The 13,115-nt window shown below is 37.7% G+C and carries 9 protein-coding genes; 4 read left to right on the forward strand and 5 right to left on the reverse strand.

From position 1 onward, the window contains the following. Window position 1: 1 nt before the first annotated feature. The 4 genes from JWP71_RS13250 to JWP71_RS13265 all read right to left on the reverse strand — a co-directional run bounded on the left by JWP71_RS13250 (window position 2) and on the right by JWP71_RS13265 (window position 4,744). On the reverse strand, window positions 2–1,324 hold the full coding sequence (locus tag JWP71_RS13250) for an inositol-3-phosphate synthase (protein WP_299500798.1): 1,323 nt from the start codon (window positions 1,322–1,324) through the stop codon (window positions 2–4). A gap of 29 nt (window positions 1,325–1,353) precedes the next feature. Then, window positions 1,354–2,340, reverse strand: coding sequence for an NAD(P)-dependent oxidoreductase (locus JWP71_RS13255; RefSeq protein ID WP_299500799.1), 987 nt, complete (start codon window positions 2,338–2,340; stop codon window positions 1,354–1,356). Next, entirely contained in the window at window positions 2,337–3,455 is a 1,119-nt protein-coding gene (locus JWP71_RS13260) for a GNAT family N-acetyltransferase (protein ID WP_299500800.1), read from the reverse strand. The genes JWP71_RS13255 and JWP71_RS13260 overlap by 4 nt, the downstream gene beginning before the upstream one ends. An 80-nt stretch (window positions 3,456–3,535) precedes the next feature. Further along, on the reverse strand, window positions 3,536–4,744 hold the full coding sequence (locus tag JWP71_RS13265; RefSeq protein ID WP_299500801.1) for a pyridoxal phosphate-dependent aminotransferase family protein: 1,209 nt from the start codon (window positions 4,742–4,744) through the stop codon (window positions 3,536–3,538). A 356-nt stretch (window positions 4,745–5,100) separates the two neighbouring features. Between JWP71_RS13265 and JWP71_RS13270 the strand changes: the two genes are divergently transcribed. The 4 genes from JWP71_RS13270 to JWP71_RS13285 all read left to right on the forward strand — a co-directional run bounded on the left by JWP71_RS13270 (window position 5,101) and on the right by JWP71_RS13285 (window position 11,784). Beyond that, window positions 5,101–6,429: a TolC family protein gene (locus tag JWP71_RS13270; RefSeq protein ID WP_299500804.1), complete on the forward strand. Its 1,329-nt coding sequence runs from the start codon at window positions 5,101–5,103 to the stop codon at window positions 6,427–6,429. Window positions 6,430–6,494: 65 nt separating this feature from the next. Then, window positions 6,495–7,637 (forward strand): efflux RND transporter periplasmic adaptor subunit, encoded by a 1,143-nt coding sequence (locus JWP71_RS13275; RefSeq protein ID WP_299500806.1) that lies wholly within the window; start codon window positions 6,495–6,497, stop codon window positions 7,635–7,637. 28 nt (window positions 7,638–7,665) lie between these two features. Continuing rightward, window positions 7,666–10,836: a multidrug efflux RND transporter permease subunit gene (locus tag JWP71_RS13280; RefSeq protein ID WP_299500809.1), complete on the forward strand. Its 3,171-nt coding sequence runs from the start codon at window positions 7,666–7,668 to the stop codon at window positions 10,834–10,836. Window positions 10,837–11,223: 387 nt separating this feature from the next. Next, window positions 11,224–11,784: a hypothetical protein gene (locus JWP71_RS13285; protein WP_299500811.1), complete on the forward strand. Its 561-nt coding sequence runs from the start codon at window positions 11,224–11,226 to the stop codon at window positions 11,782–11,784. Window positions 11,785–11,864: 80 nt separating this feature from the next. Here JWP71_RS13285 and JWP71_RS13290 read toward each other — a convergent pair whose 3' ends face one another. Beyond that, entirely contained in the window at window positions 11,865–13,058 is a 1,194-nt protein-coding gene (locus tag JWP71_RS13290; protein WP_299500813.1) for a pyridoxal phosphate-dependent aminotransferase, read from the reverse strand. Between the last annotated feature and the right edge of the window lie 57 nt (window positions 13,059–13,115).

Here is a 13,115-nt window from a genome sequence, read left to right on the forward strand (position 1 = left end):
TTTATTTTGCTTCAGCTAACTCTTCATAGTAATCTAAGCCCAGGTGGGTTATCAAATCTTCGCCCATCATGTGGCGCAGTGTATTTTCTAACTTTATAAGTTGTTTAAAAATATCATTCTCTGCATGTAAGCCCGGTGCTGTTTGCGGTGATTTTAAATAGAATGATAACCACTCTTGCACACCACTCATGTTAGCACGTTTGGCCAAATCGCAAAATAAAGCCAGATCCAGAGCTATAGGCGCTGCTAATATAGAATCGCGACACAAAAAGTTAATTTTGATTTGCATTTTGTAACCCAACCAGCCAAAAATATCAATGTTATCCCAGCTCTCTTTGTTATCGCCATGCGGAGGGTAGTAATTAATACGTATTTTATGGTAGATATTACCATAAAGTTCCGGATTATCTTCAGGCTTAAAAATATCTTCTAATACACCCAGTTTTGAAACTTCTTTAGTTTTAAAATTATCCGGATCATCTAATACTAAACCATCACGGTTACCTAAAATATTGTCAGAGAACCATCCGTTAACACCTAATGCCCGTGCCGCAAGGCCAGGAGCTAATATGGTTTTCATTAAAGTTTGGCCGGTTTTAAAGTCTTTACCTGCAATAGGTGTTTCTGTTAACTTCGCCAGTTCTATCAAAGCCGGAATATCAACAGTTAAATTTGGAGCGCCATTAGCAAAAGGTATACCTTGTTTTAAAGCAGCATATGCATAGATCATACTTGGCGATATCAGCTTATTATCGTCTTTAAGACCTTGCTCGAATTTTTCGAGTGTGCTGTGAACATCAGAAGCCTCATAGTAGATCTCGGTTGAACCACACCAAACCAAAACTATCCTGTCGCAGCCTTTTGCTTCTTTAAAGTTTTGAATATCGGCTATAACTTGTTGTGCAAGCTCATAACGTGTGCCTTGTTTTACGTGGGTACCTATAAGGTTTTTTGCATAATTTTTATCAAAGGCAGCCTTCATTGGTACAATTGCTTCCAACTCGGTTTTTATTTTTGACAACAATGCCGATTCAAGTACCGCTGCATTTGTTGCAGCTTCATAAACGTTATCTGAATATACATCCCATCCACCAAAAACAATATCATTTAAGTTTGCCAATGGAACAAAATCTTTAATTTTTGGACGACGGTTCTCTGTTCTTTTACCCAAACGGATAGTTCCCATTTGTGTAACAGAGCCAATTGGTTGTGATATGCCCTTTCTTACCGCTTCAACACCGGCAATTAATGTGGTTGCTACTGCACCTAATCCCGGAATTAAAATACCCAGTTTGCCTTGAGCGGGTTTAATGTTTTTTTTCATTGTGTGAATTTATCTATTAATTTGTTATTCTAAAGCCATTCATTTTCTTTGTACCACTTAAGTGTTTCGTATAGGCCGTTTTCAAGCCCATATTGCGGATAAAAGCCCAGATCTTGTTTAGCCAACGCGATACTGCATGACCAATTAACCGCTGTAAGCTCGTTAAGTTTTTCAATATTTAAAATGGGAGCTTTGTTCCTCAAAGAACCTACTTTTTCTGATATCACAGCTATTAATTTTACAAAGTTTACCGAAAGATGAAACTTAATGGTTTTTATACTTAATATATTTTTTGCCATATGGCCCAATTCATACCTGTCATAAAAATTATCATCACATAAATTGTAAGTTTGCCCATTTCCACGATACAACGCCCTTATACTTGCCTTTGCCAGGTCTGCAACGTATATAAAGCTTAATTTTTGTTGTGTTTTGCCAATGTAAGGTTCTATATGTTTTGTTAATTGCTTAAAAAATAAAAATATCCCAGTATCTCGCGGACCATAAACGGCGGTTGGCCTTAATATAGTATAGTTTAAACCGACAATAGTTTTTAGTTTTCTTTCGGCCAATAGTTTGCTTTTGCCGTATGATGTGATGGGATTGGGTTTTGTTTCTTCAGTTATAATACCAGTTAAAGTTTTAAGCGGTCCAACAGCAGCCAGACTGCTTATTAAAATAAACTTTTTAAAATTATCGCCCAATTCAGCAGCCGCTTTTGCCAGATTAAGGGTGTATTCAGCATTTATTAACTCATATTCGGCTGCAGATGTTGCACGGGTAATACCCGCGGCATGTATTATATAATTGTATTGTTTTTCTTGTAATTCTTTTTTTAAAGCCGGTAGGTCAGCATAGTCTAAATAAGTATATTGAATATCAAGAACTTTTAAGTGATCTATCAAGCTGCTTTTTCGTATTGCTGCAAATACTTCTAAATTATTTTGCAATGCTTCAATGATCAGATGGTATCCAACAAAGCCGCTCGCCCCGGTTATTAAAACCCTTTCTTTCATATCGCCTTTTCGTAGATCCGGTATGTTTTGTAGGGGTTACCTTTAATAGCTTCGATTGCTTTATTTATCATCACGTTATTTTCCAATGTCCATCCGGCGTCAGCTGTGGTATAACCTTTGCGTTTATATTCCTTAATAATAGTACCGTATAAACAGGCCTCTATACCCATTTTTCTGTAACCTTCAATTACGCCAAGCGCGTATATTCTTATCCCGGTTATTTTGCTTTTGTTAAATAGTAGTTTAAATATGCCGGTAGGCAGTAAGCGCCCCTTTTTAATAGTTTTAAATATTTCATTATAATCGGGCAAGGCTATGCCGAAGCCTACAATTTTGCCTTCCTGCTCGGCAATTAAACAAAAATCGGGGTCAAGTATTAATTTAAGGTCTTTTGCCAGGTAATCAAATTCTTCATCGGTTAACGGCACAAACCCGGTATTTTTATCCCAGGCATTATTATATACTTCCCGTAGGTTAATGGTTTCCTGCTTAAAATTCTTCAGACTTACTTTGCGGATGATGATATTGCTTCTTTTTAAACGCTCCTGCAACGCATCTAATAACTTTACTGATTTATCATCATAAGCTTGCCCTTTCCAATTCCAGGCAATGAGGTCTATTTGTTTAGAAAATCCTAAGTTTTCAATCAGATCAGCGTAGTAAGGGGCATTATAGGTAAACATTAAAACCGGCGGGCTATCAAATCCTTTAATTAATAATCCACAAGCTTCATTTGTAGAAAAATTTACCGGACCTATAAATTTTTCTGTTACACCTTTGTCTTTCAACCAATCCGCAGCTACTTTAAAAAGCATTTTGGCTGTTTCCTGGTCATTTATACAATCAAAAAATCCAAAAAAACCATCATTGGTATGATTGTACTCGTTATGGCTGTTATTTAATATAGCAGCAATACGGCCGACAATTTTATTGTCCTCATAAACTAAAAAGCCTTGAAGTACATTATGCTTATGGAAAGGATGTTTGGTTAACAGGTCCCGTTGTGCTATAAATAATTCAGGAACGTAGTTTGGGTCGTCTTTGTAAAGATCATGCGGAAAATCAATAAATGCTGTAAGTTCTTGTTTTGAATTTACGGGTATTATCTTTTTCATGCAGATGATGGGAATTTTATAGGCGATATATAAAAAGTGCGGCTATTTATCAAACAGCCGCACTTTTAGATAATTTTATATTATATTCTTTCTTTAACACCCATTACCACACCAACGTCTTTAAACGCTTTAGTAATTTTCTCAACAGCTTCATCAATCTGTTCGAAAGTATGAGTAGCCATTAATGAAAAACGCAGTAATGATGAGTCTGATGGTACTGCCGGCGATACAACCGGGTTAACAAATACGCCCGATGATTGCAGGTGTTTGGTAACCAGGAAGGTTTTATCATTATCCCTAACATATATAGGTAAGATGGGACTTTCTGTTGGGCCAAGATCAAAGCCTTCATCAAGTAAAAGCTTCATGGCATAGTTGGTATTATCCCAAAGTTTTTGAATACGTTCGGGTTCAGATTCTATAATATCCAATGCTGCAATAACGCTGGCAACAGATCCCGGTGTCATACTCGCACTAAACATTAATGAACGAGCACGGTGCTTCATGTAATCAATAGTTTCATGATCGGCAGCTATAAAACCACCTAATGATGCTAATGATTTACTAAAGGTACCCATTATAAGGTCCACATCATCAGTCAAACCAAAATGGGATGCAGTGCCGGCACCATTATGACCAATAACACCTAAACTATGCGCATCATCAACCATAATGTTAACACCATATCTATCTGCTATTTCAACAATCTCAGGTAATTTAACAATATCACCTTCCATACTGAATATACCATCAACAGCAATAACTTTAACAGCTTCTTCGGGCAACATGCTTAGCTTGCGCTCCAGGTCTGCCATGTCATTATGGGCATACTTAATTACTTTTGAAAATGAAAGGCGGCTGCCATCAATTAATGATGCATGGTCATATTCATCCAATATCAAGTAATCATTTCTGCCTGTAACGCAGGATAAAACACCTAAATTAACCTGGAAGCCTGTGCTAAATAACACAGCAGCTTCTTTGCCTACGTAAGTGGCCAGCCTGTTTTCTAATTCTATATGTATATCAAGCGTACCATTCAAAAATCTTGATCCCGCACATCCCGTACCATATTTGTCAATTGCTCTTTTTGAGGCTTCTTTGATCTTTGGGTGATTAGTTAGACCCAGATATGAGTTTGAACCAAACATTAACACGCGTTTGCCATCTATAATAACTTCGGTGTCCTGTCCAGACTCAATAGGTCTAAAGTAAGGATACAATCCTTTCTCCCTGATCATTGCTGCATCTTTAAATTGAGCAATCTTCTCATGTAGTTTTTTAACCATGTATTAACCCTGCTTAAATTTTTTGTAAAAATACCATGAATAAGTTTATAACCTATATTTAGTATGTAATTTTTTTAAACATTCCTCTTTTTGAAAAAATGTAGTGTTATTCCCACACGGCAAATTAATTAAATTTTTTGTTTATTTACTGCCTCTATTTTGCATTTTTTTTAAAAAACTATTAAAAACATGCTTATTGATAGGTTTATGTAGTATTTACGTAAAAATATTGTGGTTCATTTTTAATTAAACATAAATGCTTCATATTAGTAGTCTCTAATAATTAAAACTAAACAAGTGCAGAAACCTATTCTCTGCGTTTTTTGTTTACAGATCTTATGATCACTCTATTATCTATGAAAAAACTACATTTATTGTTAATAATTAATTTAACATTAATTTTACCTACTATTCTTTTTGCCCAAACAGGCACAAATAGTATACCTAATGTTATCACTTTAAAACAAGGTGTAATTTTTGCATTACGCAATCAACCGGTGGTTAGGCAGGCAGCTATTGATCAACAGATTAATGAAAGAGATATAAAGATAGGTTTAGCAGGTTGGTTGCCGCAGGTTAATTCGTCTGGTGTGTATGACCATTATTTTAAAGGCAGTCCGATTACTTCTACAACTCCGGGTGTAGTATCAAATATTGATGAGTATTCAAGCCTGGGTTTACAAGCCAGCCAGGTTATATATAATAATGATGTGTTACTGGCAGCAAAAACGGCAAATTACTCTCGTTTATATTATAAGCAAAACACGCTAAGCAGCCAGATAAATGTAGTATCTGATGTTAGTAAAGCATTTTTTGATGTGTTACTGTCGCAAAAGCAATTAAATATTATTAATGAAGATATTGTAAGGCTGCAAAGAAGTTTAAAAGATGCTTATAATAGGTATCAGGCCGGTGTAGTTGATAAGATAGACTATAAGCAAGCTACTATAGCACTTAATAACGAGCTGGCTACCCGTAAACAAACTGCCGAATCTATTAATAGTAAGATGGCATACCTGAAACAAATAATGGGTTTAAATCCGCAGGCTAAAATAACCTTAGTCTATGATTCTACGGGTTATGAAAAGGAAGCTTATATAGATACCAATCAAACCCTCAATGTAAATAACCGCATAGAATATCAGCAACTGCAAACCGAAAAGAATTTAAAGAATTTAAATGTTAACTATTACCGTTTAGGGTTTTTACCATCATTATCTGCCGTTGGCAGTTATAATCTGGTGTACTTAAACACCAGGTTCTCTGATCTGTATAATAATTCTTACCCAAGCGCTTATGCGGGTTTAAGCTTATCACTGCCTATATTCCAGGGAGGTAAACGTCTCCAAAATTTGAGTAAGGCCCGGTTACAGGTTGAACGTACCGACCTTGATATAGTTAATTCACAAAATACTATTAATACAGAATACATACAGGCATTGGCAAGTTATAAGAGTAGTTATACGAACTGGCAAATACTAAAAGAAAACGTAGATCTGGCTACAGACGTATACAGAGTAGTGAGCTTACAATACCGGGAGGGTATTAAAACCTATCTGGATGTAATAGTAGCGCAATCAGATCTGCGGACATCTGAGCTTAATTACTATAATTCGCTTTTTCAGTTATTATCAAGCAAAATTGATTTAAAAAAGGCATTAGGTATACTTAGTGTCGACCAGTAAAATATAAACAACTACCTGCAGTAATGCAGTAAATAAAAACACCCGACAATTATTACATTCTACTAATGAGAAAAAAGTATATATTTTGGTTAGCCCCTGTTGCAATGTTAGTATGGGCATCATGTAAAGATAATAAGGTAAAACAAGATGCTGTGTTACCGCCCATTCCTGTAAATATTGCCATGGCTGTAAATGCTGATGCTGTTTATTATGACCAGTATCAGGGAACTGTTGTTTCACTAAATACGGTGGAGCTGCGCAGCCAGGTTTCCGGGTTTATAACCGGCATATTTTTTAAAGAAGGTGAGGTGGTGCAAAAAGGTAAGGCATTGTATGAAATTGACAGGCGCAAATTCCAGGATGCATTAACCCAGGCACAGGCAAATTTATATAGTGCAAATGCCAACTTAGATAAAGCTAAAAAAGATGTTGACCGCTATACTATGTTGTTGAAAAACGACGCGGTAGCACGCCAAACGGTTGATCAGGCAATTGCTACTTTCGAAACAAGCAAAGGCCAGGTAGAAATTGCCAAAGCTGCTGTTTCATCAGCAAAAACAGATCTTTCTTATTCAATTATAGCCGCATCGGTTACCGGGCGTATCGGTATATCGCAGGTAAGATTAGGTTCGCAGGTTGTAGCAGGCTCAACATTGCTAAATACTGTATCGAGCGAGAATCCTATAGGTATTGATGTTGTTATTAACGAACAGGACATTAACAGGTTTTATAACCTGCAAAGAAGAAGTACTGATTCTACCTTTAAACTCCAATTATCTGACGGTGTGACCACTTATAATAAACCAGGTAAAGTTTTAGCTATAGATAGGGGAGTGAATAACCAAACGGGTACTATAAAAGTACGCGTGCAGTTTCCTAATGATCAGGCTTTACTAAAAGATGGTATGAGTTGTGTTTTAAAAGTATTGAATAACGAATCCGGTAATCGTGTACAGATTCCTTACAAGGCAGTTTCTGAACAAATGGGCGAGTTCTTTGTGTTTTTATCGCAAGATACCATAGCAAAACAACAAAAGGTTAAGTTGGGTCAGCGTGTTGGAACCAACGTTGTAATACTGGATGGAATAAAAGCCGGGGATAAAATAATTACCGAAGGTTTTCAACGCTTGCGCGATGGTGGTAAAATTACTTTAGGCATCCCTGCTCAAACGGCCCCGGCCGGACAGGCAAAGCAACAAGCAAAGTAACCCGGGTTTTTTATAAAAAACAATAAGAATGATCGCAGATACCTTTATACGAAGACCAGTTACAGCTATTGTTATATCATTAGTGATAGTTATAGTTGGTATAATATCTATTACCAGTCTGGCAATTGGCCAGTATCCTGAAATTACGCCACCCACAGTAAATATAACCGGCAACTATACAGGTGCTGATGCATTAACGGTTGAACAAACGGTTGCAACGCCTATTGAGATCCAGGTAAATGGAACACCCGGCATGACTTATTTGCAAAGTAATAGTACCAGCAATGGTGCTTTAAGCATGACCGCTAATTTTGAGGTAGGTACAGATATTAATATAGCCGCGCTTGACGTTCAGAACCGGGTGGGTATTGCCACACCAACTTTACCGCAAGAAGTGCAGCGTTTGGGTTTAACCGTACGTAAACGTAACCCCAGTATTTTAATGCTGGTAGCTATATACTCGCCAAAGGGTACTCATAACGTACCATTTACAGATAATTATACCAATATATTTGTACGAGATGCGCTTTTGCGTGCTAAGGGTGTGGGCGACGTATTTAGCCGTGCTGACGATTTTAGTATGCGTATCTGGCTTAAGCCAGATAAATTAGCCGCTTTAGGCATGAGTGCTGCTGATGTTACCGCTGCGTTGCAAGAGCAAAATGCACAGGTGGCAGCCGGCACTGTAGGTTCAACTCCGCAAGAGAAGGGCCAGCCGTTTGAGTATACTGTTCTTGTACAAGGCAGGCTATCCAAACCATCCGAATTTGAAAATATAATTGTACGTACACAGCCCAATAGTGGTGCTGTAGTGCATTTAAAAGACGTTGCCCGTGTTGAACTAGGTAAGTTTAACTATGCAGGTAACTCGTATGTTGATGGTAGGCCGGCATCATACCTTTTAGTTTACCAGGCACCAAACAGTAACGCGCTGGAAACCGCGGACAATGTATACGCCACCATGAACGAGCTTAAAAAAGCTTTCCCGGTGGATATTGATTATTCGGTTCCGTTCGAGTCTGTAACGGTGGTTAAAGTATCAGTACATGAGGTTATTATAACGCTGTTAATTGCTTTGTTATTGGTAATTATAGTAGTATACCTGTTTTTACAAAGCTGGCGCACAACGCTTATACCTGTATTGGCTATACCTGTTTCTATTATTGGAACTTTCATATTCTTTATACCGTTGCATTTTACCATTAATACGCTTACCTTGTTTGGTTTCGTGTTAGCCATTGGTATTGTAGTAGATGATGCCATTGTGGTGGTTGAGGCTGTACAGCATTATATGGACGAAAAAGGCATGTCGCCAAAGGAAGCTACCGAAAATGCCATGCGGGATATATCAGCGCCGGTTATTGCCATAGCGCTCATCCTGGCTGCAGTATTTGTGCCGGTTGGTTTTATACCGGGTATAGTAGGGCGGCTTTACCAACAGTTTGCTATAACTATTGCTATATCTGTACTAATATCTGCATTTGTGGCGCTTTCATTAACACCCGCACTATGTACGTTAATATTAAAACCACATAAGCTTGATAATAAGTCAAGGGGTATTGATAAATTCTTCTTTAAATTTAATAGCTGGTTTGAGCGTGTTACGGGCAAATATCGTAACGGTGTTCACCGGGGTATTAAAAACTCAAAATTTGTTATTGTAATACTGGTATGTATTGTAATAGGCACCATATTGTTATTTAAAGGTAAGCCAAGCGGATTTATACCTACCGAGGATGAAGGACGTATCTATATTACTTATGACTTACCTGAAGCGTCATCAACAGAAAGAACTATAGCTGTTTTACATCAAATGATGAGTGTTCTTGACAGCATACCCGAAGTAGGGCATTATGCCGCATTAGGAGGATTGAATGTTGTGAGTTTTGCAACCAAATCAAACAGTGCCACCATATTTATGCAGCTTAAACCCTGGGATGAACGCGAAAAAACATCGCAGGAACTGGTAGGGGTGTTGACGGCTAAATTAGCAAGGTTTAAAGAAGCCAATGTGGTGGTAATTCCGCCGCCGGCTATACCCGGCTTAGGTAGTACGGCAGGTTTCTCTTTTATTTTAGAAGAAAAGCAAGCCGGGGGCGACATTAAAAACTTTGAAAACGTATTAAAGAACTTTATTGCCGAAGTAAATAAGCGCCCAGAAATTGGTAAAGCGTTTTCTTTCTTTACCGCACGCACACCGGCTTACCAATTGGTTATAGACAGGGAAAAGGCAAAAAGATTAGGCGTGCAGTTATCTGATATAAATTCCGCGTTGCAAACTTACATGGGTAGTGCATATATAAATGACCTTACCCTATATGGCCGTACGTTCCGTGTGGTGGCCCAGGCTGATACAAACTACCGTACCAATATCCAAAATATAGGGCAGTATTTTGTTCGTAACCAAGCAGGTACAATGGTGCCATTAAGCACTTTAACATCTTATAAGATGATTGAAAATGCACCGTTAATATCGCATTATAACTTATTTAGGGCAGCAGAAATTGATGGTAATCCTAAAGCCGGCTATAGTAGCGGCGACGCTTTAAACGCGTTGGAAGAAGTTGCGGCTAAAACCCTGCCGCAAGGTTATGGTTATGAGTTTTCAGGCTTAAGCCGTGAAGAGAAATTATCCGGATCAAAAACCGTTTACATTTTTGCTTTATCTATAGGATTTGTATTCCTGTTCCTGGCTGCCTTATATGAAAGCTGGTCTGTGCCATTCTCGGTATTGTTAGCAGTGCCGCTTGGGGCATTTGGGGCGATACTATTCTTAACCTTTAATAAGAGTTTGGATAATAACGTATATGCGCAAATAGGTTTAATAACGCTCATTGGCCTCGCTGCTAAAAATGCTATTCTGATAGTTGAGTTTGCCAAAGAACGTGTAGACAGAGGTATGGAATTGGAAAAAGCTACGCTGGAGGCTGTACGGCTGCGCTTACGGCCGATCATTATGACGTCAATGGCGTTTATATTGGGGGTGCTGCCGCTTGTTTTTGCATCGGGCGCAGGCGCGGTAGCACGTAAAACAATAGGATGGACCGTATTTGGAGGTATGCTTGCAGCAACGTCATTGGCTATTTTTATAGTGCCTGTATTATTTTTCCTGATAACCCGTTTTGCTTATGGTAAAAATAAACTGGCAGAACTGGAAGCAAATTACAAGCCTGATCCCGAACATGACCCTCAGACATAAACAAGAAAGCCTTTAGCAAAAACTAAAGGCTTTCTTGTTTATTTGTCAAAATTATAGTTGTTTATGACTCAGGATTAATAGTGGTACAGTTATTTTATTAAAAAAGGCAGTTTATAACATACATAATGCATGCTAAAAGAGCCAATATTAATTGGTTGAATAAAAAATCAAACAGAAATTAATTTATTATAAACTTTTTAAATTGTTAGTTATTTCTTAGCTGATTATCAGTTGTTAAGGTATTAACAATTGTTAATAACGGATAATGTAACTATAGGCGAATAACATGTTAAATAATTAAAGTTTTGGCACACTGGCAAAGTATTTGTTTAGGTGCTGATAATTAATAATTACATCTATTTACTTATTTACTAAAAGAACACAACAATGAAAAAGTTAACAAAATTAGCGGCCGCAGCCTTAACTGGCGTAGCGCTATTAATCGGAAGCAATGTAAAAGCACAAATAATTACTCCAAATAAGCTTCGCTTTGGCGTTGGTGTAGAAGGGGGGTTGGTAACTGGTAATGCCCATAATTATTCAAATACCGAATTAGGTGGTACAGCAAGATTACAATATGGTTTGTCAAATAACCTGGCCCTTACACTTACCTCTGGTTACTATAATTTTTTTGGAAAACAACAACCTAATAGTACTGTAAACTATCAATCTTTAGGTATGGTTCCAATTAAAGGCGGTATTAAAGCATTTTTTACTCCAAACCTTTATTTTGGTGCCGAAGTGGGTGCGGGTATTGAAACCAAAACATTTTTACCCCAAGGCGTAAATCAGGATTTTGTTGCTAAGGATACCAAACTGATCGTATCGCCGGCTCTTGGATATGCCAGTAAACATTGGGATGTAGGGGTGCGTTATGAAAACTTTTCAGGACAAAGCAATAACTATGGTTTAGTTGGTTTACGCTTAGCTTATGGATTTGGATTATAATAAATTACAAAGCATTTTACCAACAGAAAGGCCCATTTGTATAAACAAATGGGCCTTTCTGTTGGTAATGTATTTACCTGTTATTTCAATTTGCTCAAAGCTTCTTTAATACGCGCCATAGCTTCAATTAACGTCTCTTCGGAAGCAGCGTATGACATACGGATAGATTTTTTATCGCCAAATGAATCGCCGCCTACGGTTGATACGTGCGCCTCTTCCAGCAAATAAATACTTAATTCATCCGCATCATTAATAGTTTTGCCATTATAGCTTTTGCCAAAATAGTAAGTCACATCCGGAAAGAAATAGAAAGCGCCATCTGGAAGATTTACTTTTACGCCGTCAAGCTCTGTCATTAATTTATATACAATATCGCGGCGTTTTTTAAATGCTTTGAGCATTTCAGCCACGCTTTCTGACTCGGTTTCGTAAGCAGCAATACCCGCACGTTGCGAGATAGACGACGCGCCTGATGTTATTTGCCCCTGTAATTTATCGCAGGCTATTGCTATTTCTTTATTCGAGGCCGAGTAGCCTAAGCGCCAACCGGTCATTGCAAAGCCTTTTGACCATCCGTTTATTATAATTACCCGATCTTTTACACTGTCAAACTGTGCTATTGATTCGTTCTTTCCAACAAAATTTATATACTCATATATTTCGTCGGACATTATGTAAACGTTTGGATGTTTTTCAAACACTTTAACCAATGCTTCTAATTCGCTCTTGTTATAAACGCTTCCTGTTGGGTTGCAGGGAGACGAAAACATAAATAATTTTGTTTTTGGCGTAATAGCAGCTTCTAACTGTTCGGGAGTGATTTTAAAATCAGTATCTACAGTTGTTTCAATAAAAACACTTTTGCCCTCGGCCAATTTTACAAGTTCTGAATATGAAACCCAATAGGGGGTAGGTATGATAACTTCTTCGCCCGGGTTTACCAAACACAATAAAACATTAGCTATTGATTGCTTGGCACCTGTTGAAATAACTATCTGGCTAAAATCATAATCCAATCCATTCTCTTTTTTCAATTTAGCGGCAACAGTCTTTCTTAGTTCCGGGTAACCTGAAACAGGGGTGTAATAAGTATAATTATCATCCATTGCTTTCTTAGCGGCTTCTTTTACATACTTAGGCGTATTAAAATCCGGTTCGCCAAAGCTAAGGTTGATCACATCAACACCTTTAGCGGCAAGTTCGCGGCCCAATTTGGCCATTTTCATAGTAGCTGATTCTGACAGGTTGTTGATCCTGTTACTTAATGCACTCATAGTTGTTTTTTATTGTTAATGTGGCAAATATAGAAATTCTATACCAAGTGGGCAGTC

Origin of the sequence: Mucilaginibacter sp. (assembly GCF_028287845.1) — a bacterium.
Classification (GTDB): domain Bacteria; phylum Bacteroidota; class Bacteroidia; order Sphingobacteriales; family Sphingobacteriaceae; genus Mucilaginibacter.